At 62.0% G+C, this 22,798-nt stretch carries 19 protein-coding genes; 9 read left to right on the top strand and 10 right to left on the bottom strand.

The genetic code is table 11. The features are described from left to right. The first annotated feature begins 43 nt into the window (after positions 1-43). A complete protein-coding gene (locus ACLV7J_RS14480; protein ID WP_411869773.1) occupies positions 44-280 on the top strand; it encodes a hypothetical protein in 237 nt (78 codons plus the stop codon). On the opposite strand, the gene ACLV7J_RS14475 is transcribed toward ACLV7J_RS14480, so the two are convergent. Continuing rightward, positions 255-1,412 carry a hypothetical protein gene (locus tag ACLV7J_RS14475; protein WP_411869772.1) on the bottom strand — a complete coding sequence of 386 codons (1,158 nt, stop codon included), beginning with the start codon at positions 1,410-1,412 and terminating at the stop codon, positions 255-257. The genes ACLV7J_RS14480 and ACLV7J_RS14475 overlap by 26 nt on opposite strands. 265 nt (positions 1,413-1,677) lie before the next feature. Here ACLV7J_RS14475 and ACLV7J_RS14470 point away from each other — a divergent pair, with 265 nt between their 5' ends. Continuing rightward, positions 1,678-2,733 (top strand): glycosyltransferase, encoded by a 1,056-nt coding sequence (locus ACLV7J_RS14470; protein WP_411869771.1) that lies wholly within the window; start codon positions 1,678-1,680, stop codon positions 2,731-2,733. Here the strand turns inward: ACLV7J_RS14470 and ACLV7J_RS14465 are convergent. Beyond that, entirely contained in the window at positions 2,699-3,964 is a 1,266-nt protein-coding gene (locus tag ACLV7J_RS14465; protein WP_411869770.1) for a hypothetical protein, read from the bottom strand. The two genes, ACLV7J_RS14470 and ACLV7J_RS14465, sit on opposite strands and share 35 nt — an antisense overlap. Before the next feature lie 179 nt (positions 3,965-4,143). Between ACLV7J_RS14465 and ACLV7J_RS14460 the strand changes: the two genes are divergently transcribed. Further along, positions 4,144-4,590 carry a hypothetical protein gene (locus tag ACLV7J_RS14460; RefSeq protein ID WP_411869769.1) on the top strand — a complete coding sequence of 149 codons (447 nt, stop codon included), beginning with the start codon at positions 4,144-4,146 and terminating at the stop codon, positions 4,588-4,590. Between the two features lie 177 nt (positions 4,591-4,767). Then, complete coding sequence (locus tag ACLV7J_RS14455; RefSeq protein ID WP_411869768.1) at positions 4,768-5,649, top strand: glycosyltransferase family 2 protein; 882 nt, start codon at positions 4,768-4,770, stop codon at positions 5,647-5,649. On the opposite strand, the gene ACLV7J_RS14450 is transcribed toward ACLV7J_RS14455, so the two are convergent. Together ACLV7J_RS14450 and ACLV7J_RS14445 are read right to left on the bottom strand one after the other, a co-directional pair. Then, positions 5,646-6,785, bottom strand: a complete 1,140-nt coding sequence (locus tag ACLV7J_RS14450) for a hypothetical protein (protein ID WP_411869767.1) — start codon at positions 6,783-6,785, stop codon at positions 5,646-5,648. The two genes, ACLV7J_RS14455 and ACLV7J_RS14450, sit on opposite strands and share 4 nt — an antisense overlap. A 106-nt stretch (positions 6,786-6,891) precedes the next feature. Next, complete coding sequence (locus ACLV7J_RS14445; protein WP_411869766.1) at positions 6,892-8,346, bottom strand: rhamnan synthesis F family protein; 1,455 nt, start codon at positions 8,344-8,346, stop codon at positions 6,892-6,894. Positions 8,347-8,425: 79 nt separating this feature from the next. Between ACLV7J_RS14445 and ACLV7J_RS14440 the strand changes: the two genes are divergently transcribed. The 5 genes from ACLV7J_RS14440 to ACLV7J_RS14420 all read left to right on the top strand — a co-directional run bounded on the left by ACLV7J_RS14440 (position 8,426) and on the right by ACLV7J_RS14420 (position 14,238). Beyond that, positions 8,426-10,687 (top strand): hypothetical protein, encoded by a 2,262-nt coding sequence (locus ACLV7J_RS14440; RefSeq protein WP_411869765.1) that lies wholly within the window; start codon positions 8,426-8,428, stop codon positions 10,685-10,687. Positions 10,688-11,225: 538 nt separating this feature from the next. Beyond that, positions 11,226-11,354: a hypothetical protein gene (locus ACLV7J_RS14435; protein ID WP_411869764.1), complete on the top strand. Its 129-nt coding sequence runs from the start codon at positions 11,226-11,228 to the stop codon at positions 11,352-11,354. Positions 11,355-12,617: 1,263 nt separating this feature from the next. Beyond that, positions 12,618-13,439 (top strand): methyltransferase domain-containing protein, encoded by an 822-nt coding sequence (locus tag ACLV7J_RS14430; RefSeq protein WP_411869763.1) that lies wholly within the window; start codon positions 12,618-12,620, stop codon positions 13,437-13,439. Positions 13,440-13,618: 179 nt separating this feature from the next. Next, the gene (locus ACLV7J_RS14425; protein ID WP_411869762.1) at positions 13,619-13,897 is read left to right on the top strand and encodes a transposase; all 279 of its coding nucleotides are present in this window, start codon (positions 13,619-13,621) and stop codon (positions 13,895-13,897) included. A gap of 74 nt (positions 13,898-13,971) precedes the next feature. After that, on the top strand, positions 13,972-14,238 hold the full coding sequence (locus ACLV7J_RS14420; protein WP_411869761.1) for an IS3 family transposase: 267 nt from the start codon (positions 13,972-13,974) through the stop codon (positions 14,236-14,238). A gap of 43 nt (positions 14,239-14,281) precedes the next feature. Here the strand turns inward: ACLV7J_RS14420 and ACLV7J_RS14415 are convergent. From ACLV7J_RS14415 to ACLV7J_RS14390, 6 genes are all read right to left on the bottom strand, one after another. Continuing rightward, positions 14,282-15,396 (bottom strand): IS3 family transposase gene (locus ACLV7J_RS14415; protein ID WP_411869760.1). Its coding sequence is split into 2 segments (ribosomal slippage): positions 14,282-15,135 and positions 15,135-15,396, totalling 1,116 coding nucleotides; the frame shifts between segments, so codons are not numbered across the junction. Between the two features lie 435 nt (positions 15,397-15,831). Then, on the bottom strand, positions 15,832-19,416 hold the full coding sequence (locus ACLV7J_RS14410) for a glycoside hydrolase family 99-like domain-containing protein (protein WP_411869759.1): 3,585 nt from the start codon (positions 19,414-19,416) through the stop codon (positions 15,832-15,834). A 209-nt stretch (positions 19,417-19,625) separates the two neighbouring features. Next, complete coding sequence (gene rfbB / locus ACLV7J_RS14405; RefSeq protein WP_411869758.1) at positions 19,626-20,687, bottom strand: dTDP-glucose 4,6-dehydratase; 1,062 nt, start codon at positions 20,685-20,687, stop codon at positions 19,626-19,628. Beyond that, positions 20,684-21,598, bottom strand: coding sequence for a dTDP-4-dehydrorhamnose reductase (gene rfbD / locus ACLV7J_RS14400; protein ID WP_411869757.1), 915 nt, complete (start codon positions 21,596-21,598; stop codon positions 20,684-20,686). The genes rfbB and rfbD overlap by 4 nt, the downstream gene beginning before the upstream one ends. Further along, a complete protein-coding gene (rfbC, locus tag ACLV7J_RS14395; RefSeq protein ID WP_411869756.1) occupies positions 21,595-22,185 on the bottom strand; it encodes a dTDP-4-dehydrorhamnose 3,5-epimerase in 591 nt (196 codons plus the stop codon). The genes rfbD and rfbC overlap by 4 nt, the downstream gene beginning before the upstream one ends. Then, a partial coding sequence (locus ACLV7J_RS14390) for a sugar nucleotidyltransferase (protein WP_411869755.1) occupies positions 22,175-22,798 on the bottom strand: 624 nt, incomplete at its 5' end. The genes ACLV7J_RS14390 and rfbC, both read right to left, overlap by 11 nt.

The raw sequence follows: 22,798 nt of genomic DNA, 5'->3' as shown, positions 1-22,798 counted from the left end.
CTGGAATGGCAACGGCTTCCACCCCTGGTGGCGCCATCTACCCATGGCTGAACGGGGCCAACGGGCGCGCCGGCTGGTCAGGGCCCGGCTCTGGGCCTGGCTCTCGCGGAGACCGGTGCAGCTGTTGCTATTGATGCTCACTTACCTGTTCTTCTGCCTGGCGCTGTTGCTCAGGCTGCAGATGCCTGCGCTGGCTGGGCTGGCCCTGATGCCGTTGTTGGCAGTGCCACCGGTGGCCTACCTCGGCTACTGGCTCATATGGCGGGAATTCCACCGCTGAGCTCGGCGAGAAGGCGCTGCATCCAGGGGGCCAGGTACTCCTGACCACCGGCCAGATTCACTTCGCCAGGGGGGAAAAATGGCAGGGTTGCCAGCAGGATGTTGTGGGCCCCAGGCTTGCTCAGGTCCTCCGCCAAGGGGGCGAGCTGGCTGCGCAGCTTCCGATCGGCGCTGGAGAGGGGGGCCTCGCCAAAGCCACTCTGGATCAGTTGGCGGGTGAGGGTACCTAGAGGACCCTCGTAGAGGGAGCCCAGCAGCTCAGGGCGAACATCCAGCCAGAACTGTCCCAGGTGGCGGCGCAGGTTGGCCAGTTCGGCGATCACCTCGGCATCTGCGGGGTCGAGGCGGTGCAGGTTGATCAACCCCTGCATACGGGTGTAGTACTCGGCATCTTGGAACAGATTGTTTGCTTCGCCGCGGAGCTCGGAGAGCTGGGGGGCGAGGTCGGTCAATGAGGTACCGTCGCGGAAGCCGCTGCCAGGAGTGTCGACCACCTCGGGCTGTGACGTCGCCAGTGGTGGCGCGACCAGGCTCGTGCGAAAGCCTGGCTCGAGCAGGCCGGCCGGTTGGCGTAACTGGTCGGCCAGCTCGGGCTCGCAGTACAGGGCGTAGTCGTGGAGCAGCCAGGTGGGCAGGCGCTGGGCGGCCTCGGCCAGGCGGAGGGTGGCAGGGGCGAAGTAGGGCATCAGGGCCAACATCAGGTTGACCCGCTCGGGGCAGTCGGCACGGCCCGTTAACTGACCGAGAAGGGTCTGACGCCAGGTCTGTTCGTCGTTGGTGAGGTCCTGGCTGGGCAAGGGCCCGCTGAGCAGAAGTCGCTGGGCCTCGCCCACGGTGCTGGCGTACAGCAGTTCAAGTTCATCGATGGGGGCGGATAGCCAGAAGCGCGAGAGGCAATGGCGGGCGTGGCGGGCATCACGCAGGCTGGATTCGCTGGGGAACCGGTTCGCTTGCTTGAACAGTCCGTAGAGACGGCTGGCCGACCAGGGCTTGCTGGCTGCGGTGGTGAGGTCGAGGCCGAGCGTGCGGGGGGCCGGGAACCGCTCCACAGGAGCTTCCACAAGATCCACCGCTTTGGTGGGGCGGCTGCTCGTGGTTCGGCCAAGACCGAGGAGACGACTCAGCAGCGACATGGCAGACCAATGGGCGTGTACGCAGTTTAGGGTGGGGATGTGCGGACCATGGTGCTAACGAAAGCGGATGCAGCTGCTGCTGATCCACCATTCTTTCCCAGGGCAATTCCGTCACCTGCTGCCGGAGTTTCTGGCTCGCGGCCACGGGGTCGTTGGGATTGGCGCGACCCCGCCCGAGCTCCTGCCCGAAGGGCTGGAGTCTGGCGGACTGCGCTACTACCACTGCCCCACTCCAGGGCTGGAGCAGGGCCTTGAACAGGCGGTTGTGGATCCTGACCTGGAGACCTGTCTGACCCGGGCGGTGGCGGTGGAGGCCTGTTGTCGTGGGCTGGCGGAGAAGGACTACCAGCCCGATCTGGTGCTGGTGCACAGCGGCTGGGGGGATGCACTGCACCTCGCCTCCATCTGGCCAGGCTCACCTCGGGTGGTGTACCCGGAGTTGTATGGCAGTGCTGAAGCCCTTGGCTTCGGTTACGACCCACGCCTGGGGCCGATCCCAGGCTGGTTGCAGCGGTGCAGCGATCGCCAGAATCTGTTGGCCCTCGCGGCTCTCGCTCATTGTTCTGCTGCCATCGTGCCGACGGAAACACAGCGGCGGGGGTTTCCCGCCCTGGTGCAGCCGCTGTTGCAGGTGCTCCACGAGGGCGTGAACCTCGACCAGGTGCGACCTGACCACCAGGCCAGCTTCCAGCTGCCCGATGGCCAGGTGCTGCGGCCTGGGGATGCGGTGGTGACCTTCATCAGCCGTACGCTCGAGCCCTTGCGGGGACTGCACACGTTGCTGGAGGCCTTGCCTGCCTTGCTGCAGGCCCACCCCACTGTGCAGGTGGTGGTTGTGGGCGAGGCCCTGGGGATGGGTTATGGCCTTCTGAGCGCCCATCCCGGCGGCCACATCGGCGAGTGGCTCGACCGGGTTGGGGATCGCCTCGACCCAGCTCGACTGCACCTGGTTGGGAAGCTGGCCTATGGCGAGCTGTTGACGTTGCTCCAGGTGAGTGCGGCCCACGTGTCTCTGACGACGCCCTACACCCTCTCCTGGAGTCTGCTGGAGGCGATGGCCTGCGGAGCGCCGGTGGTGGGCAACCGGCGCAGCCCGGTGGAAGACCTGATTCAGCATGGCCGTAATGGTGTGCTGGTGGATTTCAACGATCCGGCGGCCCTGGCGGCTGCGTTGCTGGAGCTACTGCTGCAGCCTGAGCGACGCCGGGGGCTCGGGGAGGCGGCTCGGGCCACGGTGCTCCAGAACTACAGCCATCGCCAGGCGGCGGAGCGCTATCTGGCCCTGTTCAGCCGCCTGCTGGCTGGCTGCACCAGCGGCTGAACCGCTCCAAAACATGGTGTACCAGGCCCCCCCAATCCCCGGGACGGGGCTGGCGCAGCAGGGTGAGATCGGGGTACCAAGGGCAGCGCTCGCCCTCGGTATTGAACCGGGGGTCGGCGCTCCAGGGCAGCAGGATCCAGGCGGGCAGGCCTGTGGCTCCGAGCAGGTGGGCGGCGGCGGTGTCCACGCTGATCACAAGATCCAGCTGGGCCATGAAGGCGGCCGTGGTGGCGAAGTCCGCGCTGGCGGGGAGCGTCTCGCTGAAACGCTCGAGCCAGGGACCCGCGCGATCCCGGTCGTGGCCGAACTGCAGATTCACCAAGGTTGCACCACGGTCTGCCAGGCCGGCCAGCAGGGCCTGGAGCGCGGTCGGTGGCAGGCTGCGGCGTCGGTATTCCCGAGCGATGAAAGGCTGTTCCAGCTTGCGCCCGGAGGCCCAGATCAGCCCGACCTGGGGCTGGGCTCGCCGGCCTCGACGGCGCTGCCAACGGTGGGAGCGGAGGTAGGCGACATGGCCATAGGCACGGGGATCCAGGGGCGCACCCCCGAGCAGATGGGGGAGGCTCATCAGGGAGCCATGGCAGCTTGCGCTGGGCCCAGGATTGGCCTTTGCGCTGACCTTGACGGGTGCAGGCAGCCACTGCAGGCCCTCCTGCAGCAGGCTCACCAGGCAGTCCTCTACCTCCAGGTGAAGGCGATAGCCGCGGTGGCTCAGGGGCAGCAGCCACCTCAGGAACTGCAGGGTGTCGCCGAGGCCCTGTTCACTCCAGATGGTGATCTCGGGGCAGTCAGGCCACCCCTGCCAGCAAGGACCTGGCCGGTGGAAGACAAAGCTGGGAATGGCGAAGCGCTGCTCGGCGAGGGCAAAGGCCTCGCTATAGGCCTCAAGGCCGATCAGCACCTGGCTCAGGTTCCAGGCGGTGTGAGGGTCTGGATCGAGGCTGTAGGCGCTCCTGTAGGCCGCGGCGGCGGCTGTGTGTTGATTGAGGTCGCGGAATACGTTGCCGAGGCCTCGGAGGGGCAGCGGATCTTCGGGGGCCAGGTCCCTGGCCCTTTGCAGGGTCGGCAGGGCCTTGAGGGGTTCTTCGGCCAACCAGTGGGCGTTGCCGTGGTTGGTGGCCAGTCGGTAATTGAAGGGCTGGATGCGCGCGGCGCGGCCGTAGGCCGCGGCGGCGAGGCGCCACTGGCCGGCTGTTTCGGCACGGCGAGCACGGTCTAACCAGGAATCCAAGCCATGGGCAGGCGACGCCTGCAGCTGGGATAAGGGACTATGCGTTTGCCGCATAGACGGGGGCATGGAGACTCATTGGCGACCGGGATAGGGGTCTATGCGTTTTTCGCATAGACGGGGGCGTTGGGACTTTCTGGCCGGAGAGTGGCGTAGACTTGTAGAGATTACATACTGGTTCCATGCCTGCGGATTCTGGCGCTCTTGCCTCTTCTAACTTTGCAAGCCTCTCTACGTCGACCCAGAGACGATTAACGGCGATTGGCGATGCAAATACCGTTACCACGGCAGCCCAGGGCGCTATCAAGGGCCTGGTGATCAATTCTGGCATCAACCTTACCAGTGGGGTCTATCAAAATCTTAGGGTAAGAGGAAAGGAAGGAAGTATTAGTGAGACCTTCACTATTGGCGCTAGGTCTCAAGTGCAGAACAGCAACTTCGCGACAACAGATGGTGCTGTCGATAACATTCAGGTCCTTGGCAGAGTCAAGGGGCTTGTTGTTCAAGCCGACAACAATGACCTGTTCACCAACTCCAGTGGGCAAACTTTTAGGGCTGATCAGATAGCTGGTCAGGAGGCTCAGAACGGCTTCAGGGGTCTCAGCGTCGATATAACCACGATTTCGTGACCTCTTGTCCCTGCTGATTTGCATGCCTGGCCCTCTGGTCAGGCATTTTTTGTTTTGAGCCTTCTGATGGATCCCCTTTCTCCTCGGTTATGGGCGGATGACCAGCGTGGGGAGCAAGTTCGCGCCTGGCTGGCCGATGGGGAGTGGCGTCAGGCCCACGCCGAAGTGTGGGCTTGGTTGCGGCAGTACAGGCTTGAGCTGGAGCTGTTCCCCACGCGGCAGCGGGCGAGGTGCCCGGCGCTGTGGCAAGCCCTGGGGGACGTGGTGGAGAGCACGGCTGACCAGCGTCTACTGGAACAGTTCTGGCAGGTTCTGGAGCTGCTGGCGCCGCCACCACCACCGCCAGGGCAGATCCCGCTCCTGGGGGTGCCGATCCTGAATGGAGCAGATCGCCTGGAGCAATTGTTGGCCAGTCTTGATGCCCCTGTGCACACCCTGGCCCTGGTGGACCACAGCGGTGGGCCGGGGCCCGTGCGACAGCTGCTGGAGCAGCTGGAGCGGCAGGGCTGCCCTGGGGTGGAGCAGGTGCGGGTGGCACGACCCTTCGGTAACGGCGGTGTGGCCACGGCCTGGAACGGCATCCTCCGGAGCTTCCCGGAAGCGGCCTGGGCCCTGCTGGTGAACCACGATGTGGTGATGGCGCCGGGGGTGTTGGCAGCGGTGGCCGCACGGCTGGATGGGCGACGGCCCCAGTGGCTGAGCCTGCTGCCTCCGCCGGCGGCCTATTCGGCGTTTGCAGTGACGGCCCTGGCGTGGAACCGCTTGGGTCTGTTTGAGGAGAGCTTCCAGCCGGCCTACTGGGAAGACAACGACTACCAGGACCGCTTGGAAGCCGATCCGCTGGTGGAGCGGATTGGTGAGGGGCCCTGGCTGGCTGCAATGGCGGCTGCCAACCCTGGGGGCAGCGCCACCCTGGCGGCGGATCCCGCCCTGGAGCGGGGGAACCGGCGCAGTTTTCAGCTGAACCGCCTCTGGTATCTCAGCCGTCGCCGCTGGCAGGGAGATCGACGCGGTGCCTGGGTGCGTCAGTGGCTGGGGGCCTGGGACGGGGATGGTTAGCGGCTGGGGCTGAGGGCTTCGCGGATCAGGGTGGTGAGCTCGGGCAAGCGGCTGCGGTCGAGGTCGCGGTGAGGGGTGCTGTGTAGGAACAGCAGAAGAGCCTCGTGCTGGAGGGCCTTCAGCTGCTGGGCCAAGGTTTCGCGTTCTTGGTTGGCTTTGCGTTGCTCCAGGAATTGGTATTCCAGTTCCTCCTGCACCTGGTGCAGCTGGACCAGGGTGAGCTCGGCTTCCTCCCTGGCTTCGCTGAGCTGCAGCTGGAGCTGGTCGGTGTCGACGGCGGCGGCCTGGGCGTCGTCGAGCTGCTGGCGCAGGGCCTGGTGGTCGGCCTGGAGAGCAGCGTGGCACTGCTGAGCTTCGGCGAGTTGCTGTTTTGTGGCCTGCTGCCCCAGGAATTGGTCTTCGAGCTCCTCCTGCACCTGGTGCAGCTGGACCACGGTGAGCTCGGCTTCCTCCCTGGCTTCGCTGAGCTGCTGCTGGAGCTGGTTGGTGTCGACGGCGGCGGCCTGGGCGTCGTCGAGCTGCTGGCGCAGGGCCTGGTGGTCGGCCTGGAGCTGCAGCTGCAGCTGCTCGTGTTGCCAGCCCAGAAGCAACTGCTCCGGCAGCTCGGAGGGAGATGGGAGGGGAAACACCAGCCTGAACTCCGGCTCGCGGCCGAGGAGGTCGACCTGGGCTTCGAGGTCGGCGTAGAGGTTGAGGAGCCGGCTGTGGCGGCTGAGGGCAAGCAGGAGGCGGGGATCGAGGTCTTCAGCCTTCGCTGCAGAGGGTGGGGGATCGCCCAAGGCTGGCTGGGGTTGTTCCAACAGCTGGGCGATGGCGCTGGGGTTGAGGTGGCTGGTGTTGATCAGGCGGACCCGTTGGGGCGCGCTGCGCTGGGCTTCAAGACACAGTTCTGCGTGGCGGCACCAGCGCGCGAGTTGGTTGAGGAGGTTGGGGGGGCAGCCCAGGGACGCCTGGTTCTGGGCTTGATGGAGCAGCACCAGGGGGCTGGTGTAGCCGATCCAGAGGGGGGCGGGCTGGGGCGATTGGAGCCAGTGGGTGAGAGCTTCAGGGGATGGGCCCGGGGCGGTGGTGGCGCAGATGGCGTCAGGCCAGTCAGCACCCTCAGCGCTCACCAGTTGGGGCATGGAACTGGCCATGGCGGGCTCAAGATGCGCCGAAGCGGTCTCCATGGTGGCGGGAGATGAGTGGCTGGGGCGGCTGGATGGATCTACCAAGGAAGCCCCAGTTGTCTGAAGCGCCAACTTAGGTCGATACCAGCAGGCCCAGCAGCCGCTCGAGGGCATGGATGAGCTGGCCGTCGGTGGCGCCGTCCTCCAGCTCGAAGCTTGTGGCCCCAAGCTGCAGGGCGGCCAGCCATTCCAGGGCGGCGTAGTTGGCCATGAACATCGACCCGGCGGGAAAGCGGCGGCCGCCGAGGGCGGCCAGGGACAGGCCCTGGTCGGCCAGCAGCTGACGCAGTTGCGGCAGGGATGGCCCCATCGACACTTCCACGGGCCAGAGGAAGGCCTCCGGTGCCGTGATGCAGGGCCTGTCTGCGGCGCCCTGGAGTTGCTGCTGGAGCTGGCGGTGGGCGGTGGGATCGAGCAGGCCGTCGAGCAGGCCCTCACGCCAGGCGTCGCCATCGGTTACCCGCGTCAGGGCGCCAGGACGCAGGTGACTGGAGCGCTTGGTGTGGAGTTTCACCACCTGCTGGCAGCGGCGGGCCAGGAGGTCTGGCAGCACCATCAGGAAGGGCAGCAGGTCGCGGCCCTGGTTGGCCACCACGGCGAGGTGGCTGGCGCAGGGGAAGTGCTTCAGCCGTTCACGCAGGATGGTGATGTGGCCGGCGGGGGCGGTAAGAAACAGTTCCGTGCCAGCCCAGGCCGTGGGGCCCTCGGCCACCAGGAGCTGCTCCAGGCGTTGGAGGATCGGCTCCACCAGCTCCAGGTGGAAGGCGTGCAGCACGAAGCCGCGCTGCAGGGGCCTCCGTGGTTGCTGGGGCTGGACGGGGGGATCGGCTGGACGCGGCGGCGGCGTGGTGTGACCATCGGATAACTGCACCACCACCAGACCGGGCTGGTGGTGGTGGTTGAGTTCGGTGTTGGCGATGGCGTTCACCAGCCAGGGATGCCATGGGATCGCGGCGTCGAGCTGCACAGCGCGATGCTCCCGGGCGGCCATGGGGCCATAGCTGCGGCTCTGGAGGGCCAGCAGCTCGTCGCTGGCGGAGGCCGGCAGGGGTGGCTCTCCATGGGGATGGAACAGCACAACGCCATCGGCTTCGCTGTGGGCGGGCCGCCAGCGGTGCAGCTCGAGCAGCTGGGCCTGGAGGCCCCGAAGCCGCTGGAGCCAGATCTTCTGGGCGTGGGGATCGGCGAGGGGCTCCAGGAGCAGCAGGGGGCGACCCCAGGGTCTGAACCAGCCCGTTTGCTCCAGCCAGGGCTGCAGCGCCCCGAGCAGCTGGTTGCGCTGGGCCGGGCTGGGGGGATCGCGTCCATCGATGGCCAGGGCCATGGTGATGGGCAGGGGCCCCTGACTTGCGCCGTTGAGGCTGGCGTACAGCTCCTCAGCCGATAGCCCCGCATGCAGGGGCAGCCTCCAAGCAACGGCCGTGGCTCCCCACCCGGCACTGGCGTTGTTGTGGCCGGGTTGGGGTGGCTCGAGCCAGAGCAGCAGCTGCTCCACCGCTGCGGCATGGGGTTGGCTGGAGCTGGCCACAGGAGCTGGCGAGGACTCACAGTTTGGCGGTCCATCCGGTGGGCCTTCCATAGACTTATGGCACTGCTGGGTGCCTGCCATGACCGTTGCCACCGGGCATGTGCTGGAGCTGCACGACCAGTTGCGCCACCATGCTGCTCCGGTGGGGTGGGTGGTGCTGGTGGGGCCGCTCCCGGCCGGGCAGGAGCTGGGCTGGATTCAGGCAGCCGCCCAGCCTGGAGTGCCCGTTTTGGCGATCTTGCCGGGCCTGGATCACGGCGACGAGCTCAAGCAGCAGCTCCTGGAGGAGGGCGTGGAGGGGGTGACCCTCTGCTCGCAGGTGCTCGGCGCCGAGGACGGCGACGTGTGCTGGTATCGCTATAACGACGCCCGCCGCGATGGCACTACATCGCCAGAGCGGCTGCAGGTGTTGTGGCCCAATCTGCGGCTGGAGGGCCTGGAGCTGCGGCCCACGCGGCGCCTGGATGCGGTGCTCCGCGTCTGGCTGGAGCAGGCTGCTGCCGATGCGAGCCAACCCGGCTTGCTCTGGCTGCCGGCCACGGTGGCGCCTTCGGTGCTGGCTGGTGCCGGCGCCTTCCTGGAGCGACTGGCGTCGATCTGGCTCGAAGGTACTTCGGTGGCCGCTGGCCTCGATACCGAGCTGGTGGCCTGGCTGGAGGCCAGTTGCCATCGCCTGGAGAGGGACGGCCCCAGCCGTCAGCTGTGGCGGCTGGATGGGCAGCGCCTGCTGGAGCGGCGGTTGCTGGTGCTCACTCAGCAGTATGAAGCGTTGCAGATGCGTTGTGAAGAGCTGGAGGTCCAGCTGAGTGCACAGACAGCGCAGATGGCGGAGCAGGACCAGCAGCGCGAGGCGTTGCAGGTGAGGGTTGATGAACTGCAGGGTCAGCTGAGTGTGCAGACGGCGCAGACAGCGGATCAGAGCCAGCAGCGTGAAGCGTTGCAGATGCGTTGTGAAGAGCTGGAGGTCCAGCTGAGTGCACAGACAGTACAGATGGCGGAGCAGAACCAGCAGCGCGAGGCGTTGCAGGTGAGGGTTGATGAACTGCAGGCTCAGCTGAGTGCGCAGACGGCGCAGACAGCGGACCAGAGCCAGCAGCGTGAAGCGTTGCAGATGCGTTGTGAAGAGCTGGAGGTCCAGCTGAGTGCACAGACAGCACAGATGGCGGAGCAGAACCAGCAGCGTGAAGCGTTGCAGATGCGTTGTGAAGAGCTAGAGGTTCAGCTGAGTGCACAGACAGTACAGATGGCGGAGCAGAACCAGCAGCGCGAGGCGTTGCAGGACCAGAACGCCTCGCTTCAATGCGAGCTTGAAGCTGATAAGTTACTCACATTAGATCAGGCAAGTAAGCTTCGAGAAATATCTTTGCAGCGTGATGCATTGGAGCGCGACAAGAGAGATCTTGCGGATCGAGTGCGTATTGACGCTGCAAGGATTGCATTGCTACTGAAGGATCGTGATGCATTGTCGCTGTCATCTGAAGTGGATGGCACTCGCGAGGTACCTTCTGGTTTGAATGATTTGACTGCATCGCAATCCGAGGGTTCCGGCTCTGAAGGTGCGCAAACGCAGCAGCGCCTTCTCGGGTTGCATCTTCATGCTTCCAGGAAGTCGTCAGATAAGTGGGAGTCGTACTTTCCTGTCTACGAGCGTATCTTTCAAGGCTTATCCAGGGGTTGCGCAGATTTTAAACTATTAGAAATTGGCGTCCAGAATGGTGGCTCTTTGGAGGTTTGGAGGGATTTCTTTGGGGCAGGTGCACAAATAATAGGGGTTGACATAGACCATTCTGTGTCTTTGCTGAAGTTTGATGCTGGCGTACGATGCCTCATCGGTGATGCTACTGATCCAGCCTGGGCGGAACCTATGGCATCGGATAATGGACCGTTTGATGTTATTATTGATGACGGGTCTCATGTGAGCCGTGATATTGTTAAAGCATTTTGCATTCTTTTTGGTCACCTTAAGCCATCGGGTGTTTATGTCATCGAGGATCTTCATGCCAGTTATTTTCCTGATTATGGTGGAGGCGCGCCGGGCTGTGAGTTCTCTGCAATGGAGTTTTTCAAGCAAATTGCTGATCTGATTAATCTGGAGCATTGGCTGAGAAGGGATTGCGACTCTCTTCGTGAGAGCGTTCCGCTTGTATGCGCCTCTCTGAATCAGGACGGGCTAACTGAAGAGAGTGTATTGCATATATGCTCAATTGAGTTCGCAAACTCCATGGTTGTGATCCGCAAGTCTGCTGGCGAAGCGCCGGTTTCGCTTGGAGCCAGGATAGTCTCCCCTGGGGAGGCAAAAGTATGTAAAGACACGCTAGCGCTCAATCGCACAAGATTGTAAGTCGATCATCGGTGCGAATCTTCTTCCTCTGTCTGGGTTGCCACGAAGTGCCTCTTCTGTATGTATTGGGAGGGGCTGCTTCTTGTTTTCTATGAGATCAGGCAGAGGATCCTGGCCCTTTAATCTAATTCAAGTGACCCTCGGTGGTCGATTCACGGTGAATCAGAGTTCATAGCTGGCCAGGCTGGGTCTGAGTTTCTGCCGTGTGTCCGAAGACAATCCGGTTGAGGGGTGTCGCGCCGAATAGGTTGGCCGCTCCTGAGGGGGGCTTCTGAATCCGAACACCATGCACAGGGCATCGATTCATACCTGCTCCCCTCACCACCCATCAGATTGCGCTGAACATTTTCAAGCAACGAGCCGGCAGCCGCCATGAGGTGGCTGCCGCTGGGGCTGGCATCTCGGTGAGCAGTGCCCACTGGATCGATGCAGGCCGCCTCCAACCCAAAACCGCCAAGCCCAGTGGTCGGCGGCGGCCCGATCCATTGGCTGAGGTCTGGAGCCCCTGTTGCTGCCGCTGCTGGACTGCCGTCCAGCCTTGACGCCCACCACCCTGCTGGAGCATCTGCAGGCGCAAAAGCCACATCAGGACTGGAGTTCGGTGAAACGTACCCTGCAGCGGCGGGTGCAGCAGTGGAAGGGCTCCATGGCCCGCCGCCGGCGCTGATGTTCCCGCTGGCCTATCAGCCCGGCGAGTTTGGCTTCTTCCACTTCACCCGGGTGAAACGGGTGGCGATTGTCCCGTGTCAATCAGGTTGAGGGGTCGCGTCAATCAGGTTGACCAGTGGGTAGCAGCCGCCATGTGGCCCACCGCCTCAGCGAGGAGGAGCGTCAGCGTATCCTGCTGGCCTGCAACGAGCCTGACTTTGCTGCGCTGCCGCCCCGCCAGATCATTCCGGTGCTGGCAGATCGTGGCCTTACATCGGTTCAGAGCGCAGCTTCTGCCGCGTGTTGCACGCCCATGGCCAGGCCCACCGCCGCGGTCGTGCGCGGCCACCACAAGAGCCCAGACCGTTTCCACGGCTGCGGGCCGCAGGGCCAAATCAGGTGTGGAGCTGAGACATCACCTACCTGCCCACCACCGTGCGCGGAATCTGGCTGTACCTCTACCTGGTGATTGACGTCTGGAGGCCCAAGGTGGTGGCCTGGGATGTCGCCTACCGGGAAGCCCCAGCCATTGCATCGGATCTGGTGAGCAGGGCCTGCCTACGCGAGCGGATCAGTAAGGGCCGCCGTCAGCCGCTGATCCTCCACGCCGAAAACGGCAATGCCATGCGTGCGGCAACGCTGGAGAGACGTCTGGAGGAGCTGGCTGTGCTCAGGTCCTTCTCCAGACCACGGGTGTCGAATGACAATCTGTACTCGGAATCCCTTTTCAGGGCTGCGAAGTACCGGCCCGACTCCCCAAGCCGGCTATTCGCGAGCAAGGGAAGATGCCTGCCAATGGGTGGCGGCATTTGTGGACTGGTACAACCACCGGCACCGCCACAGCGGTATCAAGTTCGTGACGCCTTACCAGCGGCACAACGGTGAGGCTGTGGAGATCTGCCGGCACCGCGCTGTCTTCTACGAACAGGTGCGCCACAGGCATCCGCGCCGGTGGACACGATCGACGCGGTGCTGGCGTCAGCCGGAGGTGGTTTGGATCAATCCGCCACCAGCCGAAATCGAACTCGAGCCAGCTACGTTGTCGATGGCTGCCTGAACAGCAGCAGGGGCGTCATCTTTCCTGGCAGTCACCGATGGTTGCAACCACGACAAGACCGAGTGGGCCAGACTTAGAATCAACCTTGACTCCCGCCGTGCCAGGGCTACGTTAATTGGAATTCAAAACGCATTGCGAAATATGCTATCCTAATGTTTTCTAAATTCTTTTTCTTGACCAATGACTGACAGATTAGAAAAGCTTCGCAGTGGTATCACGGCTCAGATGCGTGGCATTGAGTATGGACCTTCGTATGCGCCTGTCTTGCCAAAAGCACAGGGCTTTAATACCATCGTAGTTGATCACGCCACTCAAGAGCAGCTAATATCTAAGTATTCGCAATGGAATGTTCCAACCGATCTTATTGAGAGAGTTGATATTGTGCTGAGCGATGACGAGCCTATTGAAGTCCAGTTGCAATCTGAGCTTAATGGAATTGACTATATCTTGGCTTCCCATGTGTTCGAGCATCTTCCGAATCCTATGCGATTTCTCGAGGTAAGTTATCAACTGCTTCGACCGGGCGGGATTCTTCGTTTGGCTATACCCGACAAGCGTTTTTGTTTTGATGCGCTTAAGCCATTGACAACAGCTGGTGGCTTGATTCAAGCTTATGTTGAAGACAGAAAGCGCCATTCACTCGGCCAGTATTTTGATGCGCTTTCTCTGCATTGTCTCAAGGATGGCAGTCTAGCTTTTCCCGGGAGCACAGGATTTGATGGATTTAGGCTTCAAAATGATATTAGCGATGTCTACCAGAAATCCATATCCTTGCATCAATCCGAACAGTATGTCGACATACACGCCTGGGCCTTCACCCCTTCGAGCTTTAAGGCGATAATGAATATACTTGAGCGATCTAATCTCGTGAGCCTTGCCTTAGAAGAAGTCGCGTCTGATGGCGTTTACGAGTTTTTTGTGACACTAAGAAAGACCGCCAATTCTCATCCTGTGGGCAGTTCGTATGGGGAGGGCATGGATCAGGGCACAGTTCTTGGTGAAATCATCGATTCTTTCAAGGAGGAGCAAGCAGCTCGATCCAATTAAGTATCTTATGGCCACAGCGACGAAGCATTAAAGCACTGCTGTTGCTTCGAATACAGGCAACAGTGCTTGCCATCTGACCATGCACTAGGCGCGTTTCGATGCTCGTGACGTGGACCCCGGAAACCGGTCCAGGCTGAATGAGAGTCCTCAGCCGGCCAGGCTGGGCCGGGGACTCGACCATGAAACCCACCAGGCACACAGCGGAGCAGATCATCCGCAAGCTCAAGACGGCCGAGCAGCTGATCGCCCAGGGCAAGACTGTCGCCGACGTCTGCCGCGTGAACGAGATGACACAGCCGACATACCACCGCTGGCGGCAGCAGTACGGGGGGATGCAGGCCGAGGAGGCCAGACGGCTGACTCAGCTGGAGAAGGAGAACGCCCGGTTCAAAAAGCTGCTGGCGGAGGCGGAACTGGAAATGGCGATGCTCAAGGATCTCGCCGAGGGAAACTTCTGAGCCCGGAACTACGGCGCAGGGCTGTCGTAGTCCTGCAGGAGCGTTACCGGGCTTCTGAACGCCAGGTCTGCCGGGTGGTGGGCCAGCACCGCAGAACGCAGCGTCATGGCGGCAAGGTCGTCTCGATCGAGGAGGGCAAGCTCAGGCATCGCCTACGGAAGATCGCGGCTGAGCACATCCGCTGGGGCCGCCGCAAGGTCTACCGCCTGCTGCGGAGGGAGGGCTGGACCGTGAATCACAAACGGGTGCAACGGATTTGGCGGGAAGAGGGTCTGCAGCGGCCCACTCCCAGGAAGCGAAAGTGGGCACGGCCCGCGGACGGCTCAGTGCGGCTGACGTGACCCCCTTTGTCGGACCAGGGCTTATGAGAGTGGGTTGTGGTGGTCATGCTGCAGCTCGTTGTTGAGCCGCCTCCAGGGGCGTACGCCCTTGGAGGGTCAAATGCGGCCTGAACGTGTTGTACTCCCAGCGCCAGCGATCGGCGAGCAGTGGAGCCTCTGGAGCCGTGGTGAACAGCTCAGTGTTCAGGAATTCATCCCTGAACCGGCCGTTGAACGATTCCGCAAAGCCGATCTCCCATGGGGATCCTGGCTCGATGTAGGCCGTACTGGTGGTGGTGCTGGCCTCACACCAGTCCCGTACAGCCTGGGCAATGAACTCCGGCCCATTGTCCGATCGGATGTACGCCGGTGCCGGGTAGAGGCTGGTGAGCTCCTCCAGCACGGCCACCACATCCTTGGCCTTGCAGCGCCTGCCGACGCGAATGGCGAGGCAGAGGCGGCTGTGCTCATCGATCACGTTCAGGAACTTGAGCCGCCGCCCATCGGCAGTGGCATCGAACTGGAAGTCCATGGCCCACACCTGGTGGGGATGTTCGGCCCGGTGGCGCCGCACCGAGCCGTCGGCGGGCCGGGCTCGCTTGCGTTTCCTGGGGGTGAGCCGCTGCAGACCCTCCTCTCGCCAAAGCCGTTGCACCCGCTTGTGGTTCACCGCCCAGCCCTCTCGCCTCAGCAGCCGGTAGGCCATCCGCCGGCCCCAGCGGATGTGCTCAGCCGCGATCTTCCGTAGGCGATGCCTGAGCTTGACCTCCTCCAGGTCAACGACCTTGCCGCTGTGACGCTGGGTGCTGCGGTGCTGGCCCACCACCCGGCAGACCCACCGCTCAGAGGCCCGGTAACGCTCCTGCAGGACCACTACGGCCCTGCGGCGACGCTCCGGGCTCAGAAGTTTCCCTCGGCGAGATCCTTGAGCATCGCTTTCTCCAGTTCCGCTTCCGCCAGCAGCTTCTTGAGCCGGGCGTTCTCCTTCTCGAGCTGGGTCAGTCGTCTTGCCTCCTCGGCCTGCATCCCCCCGTATTGCTCCCGCCAGCGGTGGTAAGTGGGCTGTGTCACCTCGATCACGCGGCAGACGTCGGCGACGGTTTTGCTCTGGGCGATCAGCTGCTCGGCGGTCTTGAGCTTGCGGATGATCTGCTCCGCTGTGTGCCTGGTGCGTTTCATGGTGGAGTCCCCGGCCCAGTCTGGCCGGATGAGGACTCTCATTCACCCTGGACCGGTTTCCGGGGTCCACGTCACGGGTAACGCCCCCCACGTCGGTAGCGGCCATCGGGAATCGCCTTGAGAAAGCTAATCAGATCAGTCGGAGCGCCCTAATCGACTGCGGCGGAATGGGATTCGGGCATCGGGAGTGGTAAGACCCGCCGACCAAATCCAATGCTGACAGCCTCGCCAAGAGCTATGCGGACGGACTTTTAGGCGGCCCTGGCCCTCCAGGGGCTGACGCCCCTGGAGGCAGCTCCCTGTTGAGCTGCCGCATGACCACATCCACCCACTCTCATAAGGCCTGGATCGATAAAGGGGGTCACGTCACTCAAAGTTAACAACTACCATGCAATGGCCATGCTCTAAGCAGTGAAAAGCGCTAAATACAGGTTGCTAAGGTAAAAGGTTTACATATGGTTGAATATTTGGATGCTGTCCGGGGTTTTCGCGAAGAAACTGCTTCTTAATCAGTGGACAACATAAATCCGAATAGAGGATCTCGCTCAGGTAATGGTGCGGATTAAGATGGCTGCCCTCTGCAATCTTTGCAAGCGTAAGTGCCTCCCAGCTCTCCTCGGAAGAGTTTGCATATTTCTGGCACATCATGGTGGTCAGTTGCTGAATCTCATAGACAGCCTTGCTCTGAATGTGCATTTGCTTGAACTTCTGGGCCAACGCAAGCTCGCCATGCTGAATAACATCACTCTTCGACTTGATGGCCCGAGATAGATACTCTTCAAAAAACTTATCCAGAAGTGAATCGCACTCTTGATAGCGACGAAACAGCAAGAAATTGCTTTGGAGATGGTGGAGGATTTGATGGCTATCAGTAAGCCCGACAACGTCGGCATCGATGGCGCGTGCTTGGATGATCAGTTCAGACGTGGGGTCAACTAGGTAACAGCTATCATTAACGATGAGCAGCTCCTCGGTGATGGCAACATCGAGAATCCCTCGCTGCTTGAGCAGAAAGAATCCTTCCGCCCAAGAGCCGAAGTCATAACCTGTATTGCCACGCTCGATGTAGAAGTCGCAATCAAGGTAAGAGCAGATATTGTCTTCTCCAATTTTCTCTGTGTAATTGTAGCCTGGATTAATAGCAACAGTAAAGTATCCGTTCTTGCGCAGGTAGGAGCAGATCTGTCGGACGTTACCTATATCACTCTGATCGCGGACGTATGTGGCCAGAAGTGCTATCCGCTGCTGGGGGGAATTGTCGTGGCACTGGAGGGTGCGTAGCACCCCGGCCGTACGCATTGAATTCGCCCCCCCTAGGTCAACCCGGCCCTCGAGATTCGCAAACCGGTAGGTGCCACGAGCAGCCACCTCCACCTCACGTCCATCGGTCTGCCGGCAATGCAGGCCAGCTGCCCTTACAAGCAGGGCCATCGCTCGTTCCCAAGCGTGCGCGAGGGTGCCATCAACCTGCCCACGTTCATACTCGAAGCTATAGATCTGCTCATCTTCACTGAGAGCTTCCAAAACCTCGCTCCGGATCCAGAACATTGTTCCACTAGAGAAATAACTAGTGCTGGTCTTCTGATTCTGTGCTTGGTGAGCATCAAGGATCATATCCAGAAGTCTTTCATTGCCGCCCATGAATTCCCAAAGACTGACAGCGTGCCCCTCTGGAATCAGCATTCCCACCTGCCCCTCCAGAAGCGTCTTAACCCGTTGCATACCATCAACAGGTAACAAGCATTGGACCATCTCATCAAGCCAGATGGCACCATCGCGACGGTGCGCTGATTTCTTGGTATGCAGCTTGCAGAATTCCCGATACCTGATACGACGCGTTCGCAGGAACCGGATCAGGGAGAGAAAGGGCAGAACATCACGCCCCCGATTCTCCGAGATGAAGAAACGGGATTGAGGAAAGCGCTCGCGAATGCGGGAAACCTTCTCATGGCAGCATAAGGGTGGCAGCGTGAAGTACAAATCGCAGTCACCGCTGTACAACTCGAGACGGCTGGAGATCGAGTCGAAACTGTCGAGGTAAAACGCATGTACGACCATTGCCGCACTGTTGCAGGCAGACCATGTTTGGGCCTCCTTCTGCACCGCTGCAATCGTGCGAGCGTCGGCTAATGCCTCGAGGTGGGCATAGCCGTAGCGACTGTCCGGTTCAAGGCAAGCGGATTCTGCCCATTCATTCCAAGCATTGACGAAGCAGATGCCCGCAGGGTTGTCCTCGTGGGCGTGAAGAAGATTAGCAGTGGTCCAGTCGCGGAACTTTGCTGGTGTTGAACCAACGAAAATGTCCCCCTGCTGGGGGCGACGGGATTCGTTATCCCAAGAGGGAACACTCGTACGATAAACAGCATGGTCGTATTGCTGGACCAAAGCGCGCCACTGCATTTCGTCGTAGCTGAAAAGATTCCCCGAAAAGCTTCGGGTGTAGCGGGCGATCTTCTGATGAGTTCCGTGATTGGGAAAACCATTAGGTGGGAACTGCAGCATCGCGTCGAAGCCGTAGTCTCTGGGATTCGTGTCCGGCAGGAACTGCACGCACACCAGATGAAGATCGCCATGTCCCTGACGTCTCCAGTATTCGCGCCAGGTAGTAACCCATTGCTGGCAGCCAGGAAGATCGTCGGGGCGATAGACAATTAGCAGGGGCGCACCGTTAACACGCTCATAGCGCGGATCCAGCAGAAGAGGCTCTACATCGCGGATAAACTGCAGCTGATCCGACTCAGTATATCTCTGGCCGATGATTACATCCTTTGATAGTCCGTCCCATTTGCGAGTCCAGTTCTCGTTAGCCCAGAGAATGCAGAAGGGGAAATCTGCTTGATCTTTCTCCTGAAGAAAAATATCTAGTGGCTGCTCGAGAACGCGCTCACCACTAAACCAATAGTAATAAAAGCAAAAGCCGCTTACTCCGTGTTTGCGAGCAAGCTCTATCTGGTCGACAATATTCTCCCGAAGCCGTAGGTCGTAGAAAGTTGAGTCGGCGGGGAGCTTCGGGTGATAGTGACCGAAGAAGCGTGGAAATGCCTTAGTGACATTCCGCCATTCTGTGAACCCTTTGCCCCAAGCGAAGTCGTTCTGAGCAATTGGGTGATATTGGGTGAGGTAGAAGGCGAAGACGCGGGCGATGTCCCGCGCCCCGGAAATTGCCGCTGACGCTGGTTGCTGCCGGTAGTCTGGGTTAGAGCTGCTGTTGTAGTTGCTGTGTAAGGCCTCAAGTTTCTGCTCGCCACTGATGCTTTCGGCTAAGTAGCCGCAGAACCCATTTGGATGCTTGATCGCCTCGGGAAAAACCTGCAGCAGCCAGCAGTGCGGGAAGGCCTCGCTGGGATCCCGCTTCTCGCGCCAACCGTGAATGATGTAGTGAGCGAAGGGGTCTACGCCAGCTGCCTGCACATCCGGGTTGGTGTCCAAATAAAAATGCGGATCAAAAATAGGTGTTCCCTGCCTCCCCTCTAATCGCCCCTGGCCCAGGAAGTGGTCGAGAGCATTTATTCCTGCCATGCGAATGTCTGAGTAGACACCGCAGTAGAAACCGGCGTCAAAGCAAAGTCCAACTGCACTGATCTCATTGCGCGTCAAATCATTGAAATTGCCCCGCCAATGGTCGCCGAAGCGTTCACGTCGCTCTTCGGTAGCCCTGTAGCCAGAGACTAGACATGCTTCTAGGCATTGCAGCAGAGAGTTGCTGCCGTCGTAGCCGCTCAGCTCCGGCGTCGATCCGGCTAGGAGCGCCTGCAGTCCGAGCATGGCCCCATAAGTATCTTGCTGAAGCAGCAGGCGGCGAAACGCGTCCGCGAAGCTGTAGAAGGGGTCTGGGTCTATGCAACGGTACAGACTGGGTCCGCTGAGATGTTCCGGGTAGAAGTAGATCGGAGCCGCTTCACTCTGCTGCAGCTGCTCCTGCAGGATTGCATAAATGCTACCGCTGAGCTCATCTCGCAGGACAGCACGCACCAACTTGCTCACTTCATAGCGAGCTCGGTAGCCCCGGGCATGGCCCATGGATCTGTAGTGGGACCAGGCCTTGTTCAGAGGTACGTCGCTGATGTTGTTGGTCGCTAGATACCAGTGCGCGTCGAACGACGAGATCGCGAAAACACGCGACCGAATAGCGGGGTTACTGAAATCTCGCTCGGAGGACCTGGCAGCGACCATGAGATAGCTTGGAGTTGAAACGGAATAGTGACGGGCTGACGATCGGAGTGCTCCGGCTAGGCGCTGGCGTAGTGCTCCACATACCAGGTCACCGTCGCAGCCAGCCCCTCCTCGATGCTGTGACGCGGCTGCCAGCCCAGCTCCGCGCTGATCCGGGTGGGATCGATTGCGTAGCGCCGGTCGTGGCCAAGGCGGTCTCTGACGCTGCTGATCAGGCGGCTATGGGGGGCACCAGCCGGGAGCAGCGTATCCAACAACTTGCAGATCGCCTCCACCACCTGCCTGTTAGTGCGCTCCCCATGGCCCCCCACGCAGTAGCTGCGGCCATGCTCGCCCCGGCAGGCGGCCAGCAGCAGCGCATCCACGTGATCTTCCACATACAGCCAGTCGCGAACGTTGAGGCCGTCTCCATAGAGCGGAATCGGCTCACCGGCCACGGCCTTGAGGATCACCACCGGGATCAGTTTCTCCGGAAACTGCCATGGGCCGTAGTTGTTGGAGCAGTTGGTGAGCACCACTGGCAGGCCGTAGGTGTGGTGCCAGGCGTTCACCAGGTGGTCGCTGGCGGCCTTGCTGGCGGAGTAGGGCGAGCGGGGGGCGTAGGGGGTGGTTTCCGAGAAGCGGCCCGTGGGCCCCAGGGAGCCGAACACCTCATCGGTGCTGATGTGGTGGAAGCGGAAGCGCGCCTGGCGCTCGGCCGGCAGCGCCTGCCAGTGGGCCCGCACCGCCTGCAGCAGGTTGAACGTGCCGGTCACGTTGCTGGCGATAAAGGCTCCGGGGCCGTCGATCGAGCGATCCACATGGCTTTCGGCCGCCAAGTGCATCACTAGATCCGGATCAGCCGCTTGCACCGCCTCCGCCGTCGCTTTTGCATGCGTCAGATCCACCCGCAGTAGCTGGTGGCGCTTTTCCCCTGAGGAGCCCAGTTCAGTCAGCACCTCCTCGATGCTGGTGAGATCGCTGGCGTAACCCATCTTGTCGAGGTTGATCACCAGCGCCTCGCTCTCCCGCAGCAGGCGCCTCACCACAGCCCCGCCGATGAAGCCCGCGCCACCAGTCACCAGGATGCGGCGGCAATCGCCCAGTAGGGCGGAAGCAGTGGGCATCGGATTGGTCATGGCAACACCTCCAATAGTTCACGTAGGGCCTGGCGCCAGTGCGCGGCTGGCAATTCCAGTGCTTTTCGGGTATCGCTGCACTCCATCAGCGAGTAGCTGGGCCGCTGCGCCGGCGTGGGGAACTCCGCCGTGGTGATCGGATTGACCTGGGCCATTCGCTCAAGTAGTCCGAGTTCGGAGCCCAGCTCCCCCACCGCCACGGCCACGTCGTACCAACTTGCCGCACCGGCATCGCTCCAGTGATGAATTCCCGCCAGGTTGCGTTCGATCGCGCGCCAGCAGGCTGACGCCAGGGTGACGGTGCTTGTGGGGCAGCCCACCTGGTCGGCTACCACGCCGATCTGATCGCGCTCGCGGTGCAGGCGCAGCATCGTGAGGGCGAAGTTGTGGCCCACCGGCCCGATCACCCAACTGGTGCGCAGGATCACGCCCTGGCTAGTGCCATCAATGCCAGCTGTAGCGCCCAGCAGCTCCTCCACCGCCTCCTCGCCGGCGGCCTTGCTGGCCCCGTAGGCCCCTAGAGGATCACGCGGCTGCTCGGGGCGATAGGGACTGCCCTGGCGGCCATTGAACACGAAATCTGTGCTCACCTGCAGGAGTCGACCGCCGGTCTCAAGGAGGGCTTCGGCAAAGGCCCGCGGTGCTCCTCCGTTCACCGCAAGGGCCAGCTCCGGCTCGCTCTCGGCCTTGTCGACGGTGGTGTAAGCGCCGCCGTTGAGCACCCAGTCGGGTCGGTGCTCCAGTATTGCCGCCCGACAGGCGTCGCCATCGGCGAGATCGAGAGGCAGCAGGCCACGGCTCCCATCGCCAGCAGGGTTGCGGCTGGTGGCGATCAGTTCCACCCCGTCCGGCACCTGCTGGCGCAGGGCCCAGCCCAGCTGTCCGGCGGCGCCCGTGAGCAGAACCTTCATGCGAACACCTCCCCGGCTGCAACGGCCTCGGCGAGGCTGGGGGCAGCCGCGTCCTTCTCGGCCAGCAGCGGTGTGCTGCCGCCGATGCGATCCAGTGGCCAGGCGATCGCCAGCACAGGATCACTCCAGCGCAAGGAACGCTCGCAGCTCTTGCTCCAGAACCCGCTGGCCTTGTAGAGCACCTCCGCACCCTCACTGAGGGTCAGGAAACCGTGGGCAAAGCCCACCGGCACCCACAGCTGGCAGTGGTTCTCGGCGCTCAGCTCCGTACCCACCCACTCCCCGAAGGTCGGCGAGCTGTGGCGCAGATCCACCGCCACATCGAACACCGCCCCCATCGGGCAGCGCACCAGCTTGCCCTGGGGTTCTGGTTCCAGCTGGTAGTGCAATCCCCGGAGCACACCTCGGCTGGAGCGGGAGTGGTTGTCTTGGGAAAAGCAGGTGGCTGCACCCGCGGCCTCATCAAAGCGGCGCTGGTTCCAGCTCTCAAAGAAGAATCCCCGCGCATCGCCAAAGACCTGCGGCGTGATCAGCAGGGGCCCCTCCATCGGCTGGCCGCTCGTGGTGCTCAGCTGCTCAACCCGCATGGCTCACCTCCAGGCTCTGCTGCAGTGCTCCACGAGTGCTGGCACTCTCCTGCAGCAGCCTCAACAGGTAGTCGCCATAGCCGCTCTTGCGCAGGGGTGCCGCCAGGCGCTCCAGCTGCTCGGCGCTGATCCAGTCCTGGCGCCAGGCCACCTCCTCGGGACAGCTCACCTTGAGCCCCTGGCGGTGCTCCAGGGTGCGGATGTAGCTGCCGGCCTCATGCAGTGAGTCGCAGGTGCCGGTATCCAGCCAGGCCATACCCCGGCCCATCAGCTCCACCGTCAGCAGTCCCTCGTCGAGGTAGCTGCGGTTGAGGTCGGTGATCTCCAGCTCACCCCGCGGCGAGGGGCGCACCGCCCGAGCCCGCTCCACCACGGTGTCGTCATAGAAGTAGAGCCCGGTGACGGCATAGCGGGATCTGGGCCGCTGCGGTTTCTCTTCGATGCTCAGCACCCGACCGTCCGCGGAGAACTCCACCACGCCATAGCGCTCGGGATCCCGCACCGGATAGGCGAACACGGTGGCGCCGGGTCCGGCGGCGTTGCTGCTCTGGAGCTGGGGCACCAGCTCGTGGCCGTGGAAGAGGTTGTCCCCCAGCACCAGGGCCGCCGGGGA

The sequence above is a fragment of the Vulcanococcus limneticus LL genome (assembly GCF_943369875.1).
In the GTDB taxonomy this organism is placed as follows: domain Bacteria; phylum Cyanobacteriota; class Cyanobacteriia; order PCC-6307; family Cyanobiaceae; genus Vulcanococcus; species Vulcanococcus limneticus_A.
This window is presented reverse-complemented; position numbering and strand designations above follow the sequence as displayed.